Source organism: Sediminibacillus massiliensis (genome assembly GCF_900156915.1).
Taxonomy (GTDB): Bacteria; Bacillota; Bacilli; order Bacillales; family Amphibacillaceae; genus Sediminibacillus_A; species Sediminibacillus_A massiliensis.
This window is the reverse complement of sequence record NZ_LT732535.1, coordinates 2,664,172-2,679,818: the sequence shown is the minus strand read 5'-3', so window position 1 is coordinate 2,679,818 and position 15,647 is coordinate 2,664,172. Positions and strand designations below refer to the sequence as shown.

The window sequence follows — 15,647 nt, the reverse complement described above, 5'->3', positions numbered from 1 at the left end:
AGTTTCAAATAGAATGATTCCCCTGTAACTATATTCATGACAGGTAAAAAGAAATGTTTTTAGTTATGAGATTATAGTATGGCTGCTGTTATCCGCAATGCTGTGTTGATTAGTTGCTCTCTCTGAAGAACAAAAGCAAAATGATCTAATTAGTAAGGGAGGGCAGTCGATAATTCAGTAAAGCAGATTATTCGTGGGGTTAGTAATTAGAATGAATGTTTGCTTAGCAAGAACCAGTATGTGAAATTGATGAATTAAACATTTTTGGTAATGGAAAATCAATATACTTTCTTCGGTTTTAACTTTTCTCCTTTTCAGCTGTTTTGTTCAAAAGTATTGCACCAGTTAAGAATTACATTTTGAAAATATTTCCCTCTGTTGAACCACATTTTTTGATATGAGGCTAAGCCGCCCGTATATATTCTAATTACATTTTTAGTAAGTTGTTTGCCAGAGCAATAACCTTGTGGGGAGAAGGCTATAATAGATTCCAAGCTAAACCTCGTATTACTTCATGTAATTATCCGGTTTCTCTGTAATTTATAAAGATATCCGTTATTAATAAAGGCTCTTTTCGTAAGTTTTGTCGCCTTTTAATTTCCTCTTCGACACAAACTGCGAACTACTGAAAATTTACTTCAGCGAGGCTTCCTTATGTTCTGAAGATAGTAAAGTGGATATTTCACGCTTCAGCAGAACACTTCGCTTTCCTCGGGCGTGGCCTCAGCCACGTGACTACTTTGAATAAGCTTCCCTGCTCCCTTTGGGACTGCGATTATTCGTCCCACCGAAAATCATGGGTCGAGAAATTTGCTGCGAAGCTTTACTGGAAGACACAGACCCATCACTTGGGTTCTTCGGACTAGTGGGACTGCGATTACTCGCCCAATCTAAGCCCTTTGCTATTCCCATAGGAGTCTGCGTGTTCTGCCTATCTCTAGTAAAAGTTTTCTCTTTTTGTTAGGGAGAACCTTGACAGACACAATGCTGGACCACCACTCAATCCGAAAAGGATGGTAGGAAGTCACGTTTAGTGAAGCTAGTTATGTCGCATTTTATGTAATCCAGAAAACACAATCTTTGTGAAAACAGCCTAAATTAACCCGCCTGCAAAATCTTTTGTAATTCAACAAATTTATCCAAATGTTTTAGAAGCATAGAAGAGGACGTATTCTAAGATCTCTTTAGAATCTCCGTTAATTTATTTCCTGACAGAAAATGCATCCCTTATCCATTAAACTTCGATCGAATGGCAAATGTATATGTGGAGCAAGTAATCTTTTAGGTACGGACATTCATAAGCATTGCTTTTACACGAATCTTATTAAGGAGCAGATACCAACTAGAATTAAGCGGATGAAAACTATTAATATGAAAGGAGGGTAATATAAATACTCATGTTTACGACATTGTTTGCATGCACACAAAAAGAAAACAAACTGTTTGCAATTATGAAAACATGTACACAAACATGAACACATACTGGAATGACAGGAAGCGTGCAAAAATGTATGCATGTGTGCAAATAAAGTTGTTTTGTATGCAAATAAGCGTGCAAGCAAACAAATATGAGTACAAAGGCATGATTGACTATTGGGGCAAAATTTTATATTGTTAGATTAATAGGTAAATAATAGTAAAATTCAAATGAAAGAATGGAGAGTTATATAAATGTCAAATTCAAGAATAGCAGCGGTTGACGTAGGTAATGATGCGTTAAAGGCCAATTTCGGGAAGATGGAATCGGAACTTTATATTCCTAACGTAATTGCGAGAGATATAGAAGATCGTCCTGTAATCGGGATTGAAGAGCTGGATGATAAGGATCCAATAGATAATTTACATATACGAGTGCACTCACCAGCACTAAAAGAAAACAATGCCATCTACCGGGTGGGTAATCTTGCAACGAAAGCTACCAACTCTACTGAACTGGATCCTGGAAGCAGCAAATCAGAAGAAGATCAAACATTGGTGATGATGTTTGCTTCATTGGCACTTGATTCTGTAACAAATGGTGAGTTCAAATCGGTTAAGAATGACGTGCTTGAAGCTAATTACACATTGGGTACGGGACTTCCTTTGCGTGAAGTGAAAGAAGGAAAAGATGTAGGTTACCGCTCTAAACTACTGGGTTCTGTGCATCAGGTAGAGTTTTTGGTTACACCTAAATACCAGGGCAAGAAAGTAAATATAAAGTTCGATGAGGTAAAAGTATATCCGGAAGGTTTTGCTGCATTTGTGAACCTTGTTATGGATAATGACTTGAATATTATTAATAAAGATCTAATCGATAAACAAATCCTTATCCAGGATATCGGCGGTCTTTCCACAGATATTGCAGTGATCAGAAACCGTAATGTCGATGATGATAAGGCGCAAGGATTCAATTTGGGTGTTTCGGAATCATTAGAAGCTATTCGTGAAGAGATCTATACCAAACATGGAGTCGAGTTAGACAGCCGTCGGGAAGTCGTTGATATCATTACTAGAAAGAACAACCGCCACCATATTATGGTGAAAGGAAGCAGGACAAGTGTCCATGACATTACAGACAGGATTCTTCTGGAGCTTGCGAAGAAGGAATACCGTTACCTGCGGAATGTTTGGCAGAGAAACTCTCAAACAGAAATCTGTTATTTTGTAGGCGGTGGATCTGCTGTCCTTAAAGATTACTTGAAATCACTGAACAACAGCCTGGACGGGTTCAACATTGAATTTTTTGAAGACGAGAATGAGAGCATCTGGATGATGGCTAACGCTTACTATAAGTTGGTTTCAGATTTTATCCGTAAAAACAAAAAAGAGAAAAAGGATGAGAAACAAGAGGTTTCTTCATCTAAATAGGATGAGATTAAATGAGAGACTCTAAGAAAAGTATTGAACGGGGACAATCGATTACCTTTCGTGTCCCCTCTGATACTCCTGAGCATCTTTTAAAACAACTACAGCAACTTAAAGAAACAGAGCGAAGAAACTTTTCCAGCAGGATTGCCCAATTCGTTTTGCAGGGTGTCAATGAATCCCGTTCCAAACAAAAAGAGACAGTCACCATTCCTTTGCCCCGGCAATTAACAAAGGAGCAGCGGAACTGGTTGAAGCATGAGCATTCGGAAGCGTTAATCGGCAGTATTTTATACCACTTGTTGATGGATCCGATGCGTGCCACTACATTGCTGGCTTCATTGAACAGTAACGCTTACGATATCGATGAAGCATTATACCTGCAGGAAGATGAGATTCCTCCAATGCCTGCCGATCCTGAAAAATATCAAACTCCGGAGGAAATTCCTGCGGCGGCAGCCCAGGAAGAAGCGGTCGATGACTGGGACGTAAATTCGGAAGATGATTTAAACAATTTCAGCCTCGAGAATTTGGGCAGCGATTTGCATGGCGAAGAAGAGGAAAGCCCGGAGGAAGAAGAAGACTTATTGGGAGATTTCCTTTCCAGCATGAATAAGTAATCAGTGAAAACAAGAGCCGGCAAGAGGTTCTTGTTTTTTCCTTGATGATAGAAGTGGTTTATGCAAGACAGGAGTAGGAAATAATGTAACAGTGCACTTGAAGGAAGAAGATTGTATTCCTAAATGTTAACAATTCTAATTCAAACGAAACTGCTGTATAATTATTTTACGAGACACTTCCTGTCAGGACGGAATAATAAGTGAAGAGAAAGTGTTGAGACAACCCTTGTTAAATTTATTTGAATAACGAATTACTATATTTACGATTATAAGTTTTTGTGAAACGAGGAGTTGAAATAATGGATAATAAAGCCGTCATTTTAGGCTGCAATTACTATATAGGACTAAGTATTATCAGGTGCCTCGGGGTTCATGGAGTACATACCGTAGCCGTTGATTATTCCAGCAAAAATAATTATGGAGCACATTCAAAATATTGTTCAGAAAGAATACTTGCTCCACATTATCAGGAAGATCCAGAGGGCTTCCTGGCATTTCTGAAAGCTTATGCTGAAAAACAAAGTGAGCCGCCTGTATTGATTCCAGGCCATGACAATTATGTAGAACTGATCGATGAGCATTTGGAAGAATTAAAGGGATATTATTTGATTCCTCAAACAAAACCAGGCCTTTATTCGCAAGTAATGAATAAAGAGACTGTGCACAGGCTTGCAGAGGAACACGGCGTGGCAGTACCGGAAACAGTAAGAATTAATGAAGACGACTTATTAGAAAAAGTGGATAGGATCATTAAATATCCTTGTATTGTGAAACCTGTGGACTCCCCTGCTTTCGTGGCAAAGTTCAGAAGCAAACTGTTTAAAGTTCATAACCAGCAGGAATTACAGGAAGCATTGGCTAAAGCAGAGAAAGAAAATTTGGAGGTTATCGTTCAAAGAATCATACCTGGTTTCGATGACCATATGTACACATTCGATGCATACCTCAATCAAGATTCAAAAGTGACCCATTGGGTAACTTGCCAGAAACAACGACAGTATCCGATCAATTTCGGGGCTTCCGTTTACACAGAACAAAAATATGTACCAGAACTTTACGATTTAGGCTCCAAGTTTTTGGAGGCAATTGGATATAAAGGTTTTGCAGAAATCGAGTTTAAAAAAGATGCAGAAACGGGAAAATTCTATCTAATAGAAATCAATGCCAGAACAACGAATTTGAACAATTTATTGTATAAGGTAGGCGTTAACTTCCCTTATGTTACCTACAGGGAATTGACGGGCAATCCTTTGGAACCGATGGCGGTCACCAAGGATACTAAAACTGCCTTCTGGTACGGTTATGAAGATATGCTAGCTGTTAAGGATTATATAAAGACAGGACAACTTTCTGTCCGCGAAGTTTTGAAGTCATTATGGAAGCATAAAGCATACGCCATCTGGGATTGGAAGGATCCTAAACCGGCTGTGTCTTTTGCCAAAATGATGGGCGGAAAGATTCTGGGAAAATAAGAGAAATAATAGAAAGGGATCATAACTATGAAATTAAGCAACCTTTTACAATCAATTGAGGTTTTGGATTCCCTTAATCCAAAGGAGTCCGAAATAGCCGGGCTATCCTATCATTCACAAAAAACATCAAAAAATGACGTGTTTGTGTGTATAAGGGGTTACAAAACAGATGGGCATAAATATTTGCAAAACGCCGTCAACAACGGAGCGGTAGCTGCAATAGTCGAGGAATTTCAGGATGATATCCGCATTCCTCAGTACCGTGTGGAAAATAGCAGAATTGCCTTGGCAAAATTGGGCGATGCCTATTATGATCATCCATCGAAAAAGTTGAAAATGATCGGAATCACGGCCACGAATGGGAAGACAACTTCTTCCTATATGACGAACGCCATCTTGGAAAAGGAAGGCTTAAAGACTGGTTTGATCGGTACGGTTAACATCAAAATCGATAATGATTCGATCCCTTCAGAGTTAACGACACCGGAGTCCCTGGACTTACAATATTATTTACAACAAATGGTCGAAAAAGAAGTTACACATACTACAATGGAAGTATCTTCTGCGGCACTCGAAACACATCGGGTGGAGCAAGTCGATTACGACATCGTTACCTTCAATAATATAAGCAGGGAACACATTGATTCACATGGATCATTCGAGAAGTACTTTGAAGCTAAATCAAGTCTGATTCGGAATGCTGGAGAACATAGCTTTGCAGTGCTTAACCTTGATGACGAGTACTCCGCTTCTTTGATCAGCCAGACAAAGGCACAGCCGATCACATTTGGAGTGAACAGCCGGGAAGGCCATTTACACTGTAAAGATCTTGATCTCTCTACAGGTAGAGCCAAATTCACAGTCGAAATTTTAAAACCATTCAACGGTGATGGCGTGGAGTACACCCCTAGTGAGTTCCAAGTAGAATTAGGGGTGCCAGGGCTTCATTCCGTTTATAATTCAATGGTGGCCATTACAGTCGGACTGCTTAGCGGGGTTTCCATTTCCACCATACAAGAAACACTCCGGTCCTTTGGTGGAGTGGAGCGCAGATTTGAATTTGTATTCGAAGATTATTGTAAAATCATTGATGACCACTTCGCCAATCCGGGAAATATAAATGTCACTTTGGAGACACTGACTCAAATGGACTATGATGATTTGCATTTAGTATATGCAATCAGAGGTGAAAGAGGTCCGACAGTCAACAGAGAAAATGCCGAAGCAATCGCAGAGTGGGCACCAAAGCTCAATCTTCAGGAAATCATTGCGACAAAGAGTGTTTCACATGTAACAGACAAGGATAAAGTGACAGATGAAGAAGTGGAAGTTTTCATGGATGTAATGGAGAAGGCCAACATCAAAGTCCATTTATTCGAGGAACTTCCGGATGCGACGTCACAGGCTCTCCAAGAGGCAAAAGACGGCGACCTTGTACTATTGGCGGGCTGCCAAGGCATGGATTTCGGAGCAGAAATCGCCCTGAATCAATTATTGAAGATGAAACCGGACCTTCCGAAGTCCAAGCTGCTGTCTTACTGACTATGTGAATGGTCCCTGCCAAATTGGAAATAGGATGCCATGAAAAAACCAAGATGCGTTTCTTGGTTTTTTCATGAATAAATACCTCGATGGATGCATGAATGAATAACGGTCAATTATATAAATAAAGTAGGGTGGAAATATGCAATACAACAAACTAGGTGTACTAGGTGGCATGGGACCAAAGGCAACGTCCGTTTTCTTTGATAAGGTGATCGATTGTACTGATGCACATAAAGACCAAGAACATATCGATATGGTAATCCTGAATCATGCTACCCTTCCTGATCGGACCAAAGCCATTTTGGAGAATAAGGGACATATCTTCCTGTCAGCTATTGAAAAGGATATAAAGCTCCTTGAAACAGCAGGTGTTGCCAACATTGCGATCCCTTGCAATACTTCCCATTATTTCTATGATGAGATGCAGAAAATGACCGACATCAATATCATTAATATGGTGGAAGAGACGGTTAAGGAAATCGCAAAACATTATGGGGAAGGCAGTAAAGTCGGAATAATGGCTACGAATGGTACGATAAGCACCGGTATATATGAAAAAACTTGTCATAAATATAATATGACGGCATATTTGCCTGCAGAAGCAATGCAAAGCAACATCATGAACATCATCTATCATGATATTAAAGGCGACTCAGGCGAGAATGCAGCACTTAAAGTAGAAACAATCATCCAAGAGCTTGTCAATAAAGAGAAATGTGACTGTATTATACTTGCCTGTACCGAGCTGTCAGTCGTAGCCTTGAGGGAAGAAGTATCCCGTTACTGTGTGGATGCCATGAGAGTTCTAGTCAACAAGTCCATTGAACTATCCGAGAAATCAAAAATCACTCAAAAATAGTTGAGTGAATTATTCATTAGAAGGAAGGTATATAGATGGCCGCTAATGATTATGAAAGATTGGAAAGGTTTTTGATGGATTCATTTGGTGATGGCATTTATTTCAGAGAGTTAAGGTTATCGCCAGAAGAGGCTGAATATGTACAGAAACGTTATCCCAAGGCCAAGCTGAAAAAAGCACAGTTTGGAAGAGAACCTGATGAAAAAAACTGGTATGAAATATATCTTGGGGAACAGGCTTCTTTCCAGGATGGACTTAAAGCAGGCCTGGAAGCGGTGAAACAGGAAAATGTTCGCTTGAAGCGGGAACTGGAAAAGGCAAGACAGTCCTCATTTCAATCCAAAGAATGATAAGCAAAGAGAACCTCAAGTAATTTATTTGGTATACTATTAAGAGCATCCCATCCGGATGCTCTTTTTGAATCAGGGAAGGGGATGAAGATGGTTGACGAACAGATTTATCTGGAAGTCACAGAAATAACCGAGATCGGGGAAGGAATGCGAGTTTGCATCGACTTTGTGGATGTATTAAGTGAGAGCGACGGTTTATTTGTAGGAAACACTGGAGAGGGGTACATCAAAGTACTCTCGGAAAACCGCCACTCAGAAGGCTACCCGCCACGCCCGTTCCGTATTAACTGTGGATCCTTTCACCAATACATATATCAAGAAGATAAAAGCAACTATTTGCATGAAATAGAACCAGGGGTTGGCTTGATCATTGCTGGAGAAGACGAAAAGAAATCGGTTCCCGTCGGACGCGTGAAAATGGAAAAAAGACCGCTTATAAGAGTAGTATGTTCTGACGGCAACAAAACCATTTCGGCGACGCTTCAAAAATCCACGAGTGTTTTTGTTACTACAGAAGCTCATCCGGCAGTAAACATACTGGATTTGAAAACTGGTGACCGTATTCTATGCCAAACCGATAAACCAGGCAGGCATCTTGGAAAACAAATCGATGAAATCATTGTCGAGAAATAATACAGGGAAGCCCCGTCTACTGCGGGGCTTCCCTGTTACCGTTTCAGCTTTTGAATGACATTTTCGTCGATATTCCGGATATTTAAATCTCTTTGTGGAAATGGTATTTCAACCTGATGTTCATTAAACAATTTGTTTATCCGGAAGTTCAAATTACTTCTGGTGACGATGACGAATCTAGGGTCCTCAATCCATATAAACAGCTCGAAGTCCAAAGAGGAATCCCCAAACCCGACAAAATGAACGAATGGTTCGGGATTCATTAAAATCCCTTCAGAATTTTCGTGTTCATCTCTGGCCGCCTTAAGAAGCAATTCCCTTACCTTCTCTACGTCTGTTCCGAAAGCAACACCAACAGGTAACTTCAAACGTAGCGTCGGATCACTATAGGAACGATTGACCACGTGCTCTTCAAGAAAATAAGAATTCGGTACGATGATATGTTCATTGTCTATTGTCCGGATAATCGTCGCCCGCATACTGATTTTTTCGATATCGCCCATGATCTCATTCACGATTACCCTGTCGCCGACTTTGATCGGACGTTCAAACAACAAAATGATTCCGGAAATGAAATTGGAAGCTATGTTTTGCATCCCAAAACCTATCCCCACTCCAAGTACACCTGCAAAGACGGTCAAAGCACTTAAGTCGATTCCGACAGTGGTTAAACTAATGATAAAGGCAACCACCATTACCGTGTAATGGAACATCCTGTTGAAAGTGTACTGCATGCCTTGATCAAGCTGATGGCGGTGGTAGATATTCGGAAGCAAATACTTGGTAAATACTTTTGAAGCGCGGTTGGCAAACGTAATGATCAACAGGGCAATCAAAATGAGCGATGCTGTGACTTTGACACTCCCTACTGAAAATATCTCTGCGGTCAGCCACTCAGAATCTGCAAAGTATACCAGCGTGAATATCAATATCCCGTAAAAAGCGAGCCAGTTAACAAAAAAGTAAACGGGAGTCTTTCTGCCAGGGATTCCTCTGTTTCGATTAACTGTATTAAAAAACAAAAGAAAGAGCCAGCGGGCACATATAATCAGAAATACACAGACCCCATAGACCGTAAAATCAATCCAGTCAAATGTCTGGAAAAAAGGAATGATATTTCCGGGGAAATGAATAGTGGTGTTTGTTAAGTACATGTTACTCTCCTAACTTGAGTTCTAAATCTTAACTAGTACCCATATTATATAGCTATCTAAAAGATAAATAAATATTAGATAAGTACTTGAATAGTAGGAAGTATTGATTTAGTATAAAGATGTTCTTTATCAAGAATGCGCCAGGAGCGGATAAATAATTTTGTAAATTTCCAGTAGATAAATATTGACATGTTCTTTATAAAGAACTAAAATAAGACGAAAGACTTAGTGAAATATCAAAAACAAGCAAGTGAAAATTTTTTGGGTTTGATGTTCTTTATAAAGAATGAAAAGGTGGTTGCAATGGGGATATTAAAACAGGTTAGGGTACAAGAGGAAAATAACGCTAAAGAGATCAGCTTAAGAGATTACTTTGAAGTGGTGAAAAAACGGTTTTGGATGATTATCGTTATTACGATTCTTACTACCTTGGCTGGCTATTACTATGGGGCGGCAAACAATGTATCATTATATCAATCTTCGACTAGGATGATCGTTAGTACAGAAAATGAAAATATGAATACATTGATGGTGATGATCACGGATCCAATTATTATGGAACAGGTTACAAGTCAGCTGAAATTAGATACAACACCAGAATGGCTTGCCAGACAAATAGAGGTTACACGAATCAATGACTCAGAAGTAGTCGATATTTCTGTCACACACATGGATCCCCAGACAGCAGCCGATATTGCCAACACTACTGCAGGAGTATTTAAAAGTGAGATAGTGAATATTTTAAAGTTTGAAGGCGTTCAATTGTTGTCGGAGGCAAAAGTAAATCCAGTTCCGATAAATGGCAGTCAGAATAATTCCCTAATCGTTGGGTTCATTTTTGGAATCGTAGCTGGGATTGGTCTAGTATTCCTTCTTGATTCCATTGATGGAACAGTGAATAAAGAACGAGAAGTGGAGGAGGTTCTTGGAGTGCCGGTTCTTGGAGTTATCTCCAATATGAATAAGAAAAAGTTATCAATGAAAAAGCAGAAAGCTATAAAAAATGAAATGGAATTCAGGGGGGAATCCGTGGATGTTAAATAAAAGCAAAAAGTTAAAAAAAAGAAATCTCGTCACATATGCTAATGCGGATTCTCTCATATCTGATCAGTTTCGGACAGTTAGGGCCAACATTCAATTTTTAACAGTAGATGGAAAGAAACGAACCTTTCTGATGACTTCTTCGGTAAGTGGTGAAGGAAAGTCTGTGACCACAGCAAATTTGGCAGTATCAATGGCACAGCAAAAAGAAAGGGTGCTTCTTATCGACGCTAACTTGCGGAAGCCAATTATCCACGAAATATTTAAAATATCTCAAGATTGCGGGTTAACGAATGTCTTAATGAAGAATGCAGCCTTAGACAGGGCAATTAAAAAAACGGGGATAGGAAAATTAGACATTCTGCCATGCGGGAACAGTGTCAACAATCCTGCGGAACTGTTAACGAGTGATTGGATGTCCAGTATATTGAGACAGGTTTCTGAAAGTTACGATATTGTTCTGATTGATGCCCCTGATGTTTTACATACAACCGAGACAAGAGTACTAGCCAATTACTGTGATGGTGTTGTATTAGTGTTAACTAAAGGAAAGACGACCCTGGAGAAAGCAATAAAAGCACGAAAAGTGTTAGAACTTGCTCATGCAGAACTGGTAGGAGCAATAATAAATGAAAAGTAAGCTATTTTTTTAACAAATTTGTTCTTTATTAAGAATAAATGGTTCTATAGAGAATGTACTGGTGATGCCTACTTGCCATTATAAAAGAAGGCACTCGGCCATGCTGTGGGTTGGATTCAACCTTAGCGCTCGTCTGCATTAGTGTGGTGTGAGGATGGGTTAAATGCCCTTTTATACATAACAGAAATGTGTCTTTCTCTAAGAGAGTCTTTATGTATGGGGTTTTTAGAAAACCCTATACATAAGGGCTCTTCCCATTGGGTAGAAGACCTAGACTGTAATTCCAAGTCAGTCAAAAAGGTTCCGTATATAAACAAAGAGCCAGACAAGAGAGATCATGGGAGTATGTATCGAATAGAATGCAAACGTTAAATTCAAAAAGGAAATTATTGAGCTGAGAAAGGAGCAAGTAAATGACATACCCGCAAAGGCTTTCTTTATTCATCGTTATTGATTCATGTATTGTTTTGGCAGCCATTTTTGTCAGCGGATTTCTCGTAAATGCAGATATTCATGTGTGGAAAGGTTCCATCATTTTGGGTTCCGTTATCATTTTGATCAGTCATCATTTATTTTCCTTACAACTTAAGCTTTATAAGAAAGCATGGGAATACGCGAGCATCGGGGAACTTATTATCATATTCAAAGTTGTTACCTACTCCATCGTCATGGCGGTCGCTGTCCAGCAGTTGGTTTTACAGGAAATATTTTTTCGGTTGATGGCCGTGACATGGTTGTTACACATGTTATTTATTGGAGGATCGCGGTTTGTATGGAGGATGTATCGTGATAATAAACTAGCAAAAAATGATAACAAAGTCAGAACGTTGATAGTAGGGGCTGGCGCAGCCGGTACGATGGTAACAAGGCAGCTTTTGAAAAATGAAGGGGATTTGCTTCCGGTTGGATTCATTGACGACAATATAAGCAAGCAACAATTAGACATATTCGGCGTACCGGTGGTTGGAGGCGTGAAAGATATTAATGCGAAAGTAGAAGAACTACACGTAGAAAATATCGTCATTGCAATACCGTCACTTAATAAAAAACAGCTGAATGATATTTTTCAAGAATGTGCTAAAACAAATGCGAAAACACAAATCCTTCCAATGTTGGAGGATTTGGTTACTGGCAAGGTCTCTGTAAGCCAGTTCAGAGATGTTCAAGTAGAAGATCTGTTAGGACGAGATCCGGTTGACATGGATATGGAAACCATCTCTGGCAGTATTACTGGAAAGACAGTATTGGTGACAGGTGCCGGCGGTTCGATTGGATCAGAGATATCGAGACAGATAGCGGCTTTTGAACCAAGACAGTTGATTCTACTTGGGCACGGAGAAAATAGCATCTACACGATCGAGATGGAATTGAATGAAGTGTTTCAACATACCCCAACCGAATTTATTACAGAAATAGCGGATGTTCAAGATGCACAAAAGATGATGTCTATAATGAATATCTATCGGCCGGATGTCGTTTACCATGCAGCAGCCCACAAACATGTGCCACTAATGGAACGAAATCCAGAAGAGGCAGTCAAAAACAATGTGATTGGAACGATGAATACGGCGAAGGCTGCCAGCTGGAATGATGTGGGTACCTTTGTAATGGTATCAACAGACAAAGCGGTGAACCCGACAAGTGTGATGGGAGCTACAAAGAAACTTGCAGAAATGATTATCCAAGGAATGGATCAAATGAGCAAAACGAAATTTGTTGTCGTCCGATTTGGCAATGTGTTGGGGAGCAGGGGCAGCGTTATCCCGTTATTCAAGAAACAGATTGAAAGAGGAGGACCTGTCACGGTCACACATCCTGACATGGTTCGATACTTTATGACTATCCCAGAAGCGTCCAGATTGGTGGTCCAAGCAGGTGCCTTAGCCGAGGGCGGGGAGGTATTTGTTTTGGATATGGGGGAACCCGTAAAAATTGTCGACCTTGCCAGAAATCTAATAAAATTATCAGGTTACTCTATTAGCGAAATCGGCGTTGAGTTCACCGGCATAAGGGCTGGAGAGAAGTTATTTGAAGAATTGCTGAAAGATGACGAGATTCATGATAGGCAAGTGTATCCCAAGATTTATGTCGGGAAAACAACCGGGCTTTATTTAGAAGAAATAGACGACATTATCTCCAATTATTCGAATTTAGATAAAGAAAGCCTTCGGAAAGCCTTACTAAACCTGGCGAACAACCAAGTGGTGAAACAGCCGACATCTGCTATTTCCGTGTAACTCTACTACTATAAAATAGGTGATTGAATGAGGAGTATATTGTTTTGTGCAACAGTCGATTATCATTTTAAACTTTTTCACATGCCATATATCAAATGGTTTAAAGAGCAAGGATGGGAAGTACATGTGGCCGCCAGCGGGAGTCTCCCATTGTCTGGTGTAGACCATAAATTTGATTTACCCATCGAACGCTCTCCTTTCCATTTAAACAATAGGAAAGCTTATAAGCAGTTAAAGTCTATTATCGATCAAAACAACTACCAAATGATTCATTGTCATACTCCAATGGGAGGAATAATTGCCAGATTAGCCGCAAGAAGCGCGCAGAAACAAGGGACCAAAGTTATCTATACGGCTCATGGCTTTCACTTTTGTAAAGGAGCTCCAATGATTAATTGGCTTGTGTACTATCCAATCGAATTGACCATGGCCCGTTATACAGATTGTCTGATCACCATTAACGAGGAGGATTACCAGCTAGCTGCCCAGCGTTTCAAAGCAAAACAAGTGAAACATGTTCATGGTGTGGGCATCAATACAAACCGATTTAAACCAATAGATGAATATAGGAAAAAGGAAAGAAAGAAGTCATTTGGATACGATCCCGATGACTTTTTATTGTTTTATGCAGCCGAATTTAACAAAAACAAAAACCAGCAGTTCCTTATAAACTGCCTGGCTATGATAAAAGAAGACATCCCTAATGCCAAATTGCTGCTCGCGGGAGAAGGAAAATTATTAGACAGCTGTCGAGAGCTTGCTGCCAAGCTTGATGTAACACATATGGTGAACTTCTTGGGTTTCAGAGATGATCTGGATCAACTGCTTCCCATGTGTGATGCTGCAGTAGCCTCTAGCTTAAGAGAAGGGCTGCCAGTGAACATCATGGAAGCCATGGCGTGTGGATTGCCTGTCGTTGCTGTCGATAATCGGGGGCACAGGGAGCTGGTGAAGGATAATATCAATGGGTGGGTGTTAGAACCTGGAAACAAGGAAGTGTTTGCTGAAAAGGTGAAGACACTATACCAATCAAAAATTATATGTGACAACTTGGGAAAGTCCGCAAGAGAGTTAATTAACAAATATACTATTCCAGAAGTTAGCAAAGAATTAGAAGTTGTCTATTCTAGATTTATGTTGGAGGCAAGTTATGGACCCCAAAATAAGTATAATCGTGCCCATATATAATGTAGCAAAGTATCTTAGTAGATGTCTTGATAGCTTAATCGGACAAAGTATAGAAGAAATCGAAATTATTGCAGTGAATGACGGTTCTACAGATAGCAGTTTAGAAATTCTCAAAGATTACGCTGTTAAGGATAAACGTATCGTGATTAAAACCAAAGAAAATGGTGGCGTTTCATCTGCTAGAAATGAAGGGATTGAACTGGCTAAGGGAGAGTATGTAGGATTTGTAGATCCTGATGACTGGATAGAGATTGATATGTATAAAGTCTTATATCGGGAAGCGAATAACTATGGAGCTGAAATAGTAATGTGTTCTTATATAAGAGAGTTTGGAACACATTCTAAAGAAAAGCACTTTCCCTTACCAGAAAAAGTATTTTATCAAAATAATGATGTTCAAACACAGATTATGAGGCGATTAATTGGCCCGATAAATGAAGAAGTTTCAAACCCTGAACTTCTAGATGCTTGGGGAACTGTTTGGTCTAAGTTATACAGAACTGACATTATTAAAAAAAACAATATAAGATTTACTGACTTACATAAAATAGGATCCAATGAAGATTCTTTATTTAATATGGAAGCATTTCACTACACTAATAGTTTTCTATTTATTAATAACCCTTTTTATCATTACTGGAGGGCAAATGCTGAATCTGAGACAGTAAGTTATAGGCCGGATTTATTACAAAAATGGTCAAACTTATACAGTTTAATTGAGAGGTTTATTGAAGAAAAAGGATTAGATGTAAAGTACAGTCAAGCATTAAACAATCGAATAGGGATGAATACTTTAGGACTTGGTTTAAATGAGGTAAGTAATTCAAATGAACTATCATTTAAGTTGAGATTGAGAAAACTGAGAAACATCTTATCCGATTATCGAATTCAACAATCCTTTCAACAACTGGAATTTAATTACTTTCCGCTAGTATGGAGGTTTTTTTATTATTGTGCAAAAACAAAAAAGGCTATAAGTTTCTATCTTATGTTACTAACTATAGAAAAATTAAGAAGGGTCGTTAGATAGGAGTGTTAATTCTGGAACCTATAAGAGTATTACA

Annotated in this window: 13 protein-coding genes; 12 read left to right on the top strand and 1 reads right to left on the bottom strand. The window is 39.3% G+C overall.

What is annotated here, in order from left to right:
• The first annotated feature begins 1,671 nt into the window (after window positions 1-1,671).
• The 7 genes from CZ434_RS13930 to CZ434_RS13900 all read left to right on the top strand — a co-directional run bounded on the left by CZ434_RS13930 (window position 1,672) and on the right by CZ434_RS13900 (window position 8,323).
• Window positions 1,672-2,847 (top strand): ParM/StbA family protein, encoded by a 1,176-nt coding sequence (locus tag CZ434_RS13930; protein WP_077623710.1) that lies wholly within the window; start codon window positions 1,672-1,674, stop codon window positions 2,845-2,847.
• An 11-nt stretch (window positions 2,848-2,858) separates the two neighbouring features.
• The gene (locus tag CZ434_RS13925; protein ID WP_077623709.1) at window positions 2,859-3,464 is read left to right on the top strand and encodes a hypothetical protein; all 606 of its coding nucleotides are present in this window, start codon (window positions 2,859-2,861) and stop codon (window positions 3,462-3,464) included.
• Between the two features lie 299 nt (window positions 3,465-3,763).
• Window positions 3,764-4,936 carry a carboxylate--amine ligase gene (locus CZ434_RS13920; RefSeq protein ID WP_077623708.1) on the top strand — a complete coding sequence of 391 codons (1,173 nt, stop codon included), beginning with the start codon at window positions 3,764-3,766 and terminating at the stop codon, window positions 4,934-4,936.
• 27 nt (window positions 4,937-4,963) lie between these two features.
• Window positions 4,964-6,478 (top strand): Mur ligase family protein, encoded by a 1,515-nt coding sequence (locus tag CZ434_RS13915; protein WP_077623707.1) that lies wholly within the window; start codon window positions 4,964-4,966, stop codon window positions 6,476-6,478.
• 142 nt (window positions 6,479-6,620) lie between these two features.
• Entirely contained in the window at window positions 6,621-7,340 is a 720-nt protein-coding gene (gene cuyB, locus CZ434_RS13910; protein WP_077623706.1) for a cysteate racemase, read from the top strand.
• A 35-nt stretch (window positions 7,341-7,375) separates the two neighbouring features.
• Complete coding sequence (locus tag CZ434_RS13905; protein WP_077623705.1) at window positions 7,376-7,690, top strand: hypothetical protein; 315 nt, start codon at window positions 7,376-7,378, stop codon at window positions 7,688-7,690.
• Window positions 7,691-7,780: 90 nt separating this feature from the next.
• A complete protein-coding gene (locus CZ434_RS13900) occupies window positions 7,781-8,323 on the top strand; it encodes a 3-dehydroquinate synthase II domain-containing protein (protein WP_245830991.1) in 543 nt (180 codons plus the stop codon).
• 35 nt (window positions 8,324-8,358) lie between these two features.
• On the opposite strand, the gene CZ434_RS13895 is transcribed toward CZ434_RS13900, so the two are convergent.
• Entirely contained in the window at window positions 8,359-9,477 is a 1,119-nt protein-coding gene (locus CZ434_RS13895; RefSeq protein ID WP_077623703.1) for a mechanosensitive ion channel family protein, read from the bottom strand.
• Between the two features lie 303 nt (window positions 9,478-9,780).
• Between CZ434_RS13895 and CZ434_RS13890 the strand changes: the two genes are divergently transcribed.
• The 5 genes from CZ434_RS13890 to CZ434_RS13870 all read left to right on the top strand — a co-directional run bounded on the left by CZ434_RS13890 (window position 9,781) and on the right by CZ434_RS13870 (window position 15,613).
• Window positions 9,781-10,521: a YveK family protein gene (locus CZ434_RS13890; protein WP_077623702.1), complete on the top strand. Its 741-nt coding sequence runs from the start codon at window positions 9,781-9,783 to the stop codon at window positions 10,519-10,521.
• A complete protein-coding gene (locus tag CZ434_RS13885) occupies window positions 10,511-11,158 on the top strand; it encodes a CpsD/CapB family tyrosine-protein kinase (RefSeq protein WP_077623701.1) in 648 nt (215 codons plus the stop codon). The genes CZ434_RS13890 and CZ434_RS13885 overlap by 11 nt, the downstream gene beginning before the upstream one ends.
• Before the next feature lie 413 nt (window positions 11,159-11,571).
• Window positions 11,572-13,395, top strand: coding sequence for a polysaccharide biosynthesis protein (locus tag CZ434_RS13880; RefSeq protein ID WP_077623700.1), 1,824 nt, complete (start codon window positions 11,572-11,574; stop codon window positions 13,393-13,395).
• A gap of 27 nt (window positions 13,396-13,422) precedes the next feature.
• Window positions 13,423-14,583: a glycosyltransferase family 4 protein gene (locus CZ434_RS13875; RefSeq protein ID WP_077623699.1), complete on the top strand. Its 1,161-nt coding sequence runs from the start codon at window positions 13,423-13,425 to the stop codon at window positions 14,581-14,583.
• The gene (locus tag CZ434_RS13870) at window positions 14,546-15,613 is read left to right on the top strand and encodes a glycosyltransferase family 2 protein (RefSeq protein WP_077623698.1); all 1,068 of its coding nucleotides are present in this window, start codon (window positions 14,546-14,548) and stop codon (window positions 15,611-15,613) included. Before CZ434_RS13875 ends, CZ434_RS13870 begins: the two co-directional genes overlap by 38 nt.
• The last annotated feature ends 34 nt before the right edge of the window (window positions 15,614-15,647 follow it).

Coding starts and splice junctions, on each gene's coding strand:
- CZ434_RS13930 (WP_077623710.1), top strand. CDS start 1,672: ATGTCAAATTCAAGAATAGCAGCGGTTGACGTAGGTAATGATGCGTTA.
- CZ434_RS13925 (WP_077623709.1), top strand. CDS start 2,859: ATGAGAGACTCTAAGAAAAGTATTGAACGGGGACAATCGATTACCTTT.
- CZ434_RS13920 (WP_077623708.1), top strand. CDS start 3,764: ATGGATAATAAAGCCGTCATTTTAGGCTGCAATTACTATATAGGACTA.
- CZ434_RS13915 (WP_077623707.1), top strand. CDS start 4,964: ATGAAATTAAGCAACCTTTTACAATCAATTGAGGTTTTGGATTCCCTT.
- cuyB (WP_077623706.1), top strand. CDS start 6,621: ATGCAATACAACAAACTAGGTGTACTAGGTGGCATGGGACCAAAGGCA.
- CZ434_RS13905 (WP_077623705.1), top strand. CDS start 7,376: ATGGCCGCTAATGATTATGAAAGATTGGAAAGGTTTTTGATGGATTCA.
- CZ434_RS13900 (WP_245830991.1), top strand. CDS start 7,781: ATGGTTGACGAACAGATTTATCTGGAAGTCACAGAAATAACCGAGATC.
- CZ434_RS13895 (WP_077623703.1), bottom strand. CDS start 9,477: ATGTACTTAACAAACACCACTATTCATTTCCCCGGAAATATCATTCCT.
- CZ434_RS13890 (WP_077623702.1), top strand. CDS start 9,781: ATGGGGATATTAAAACAGGTTAGGGTACAAGAGGAAAATAACGCTAAA.
- CZ434_RS13885 (WP_077623701.1), top strand. CDS start 10,511: ATGTTAAATAAAAGCAAAAAGTTAAAAAAAAGAAATCTCGTCACATAT.
- CZ434_RS13880 (WP_077623700.1), top strand. CDS start 11,572: ATGACATACCCGCAAAGGCTTTCTTTATTCATCGTTATTGATTCATGT.
- CZ434_RS13875 (WP_077623699.1), top strand. CDS start 13,423: ATGAGGAGTATATTGTTTTGTGCAACAGTCGATTATCATTTTAAACTT.
- CZ434_RS13870 (WP_077623698.1), top strand. CDS start 14,546: ATGGACCCCAAAATAAGTATAATCGTGCCCATATATAATGTAGCAAAG.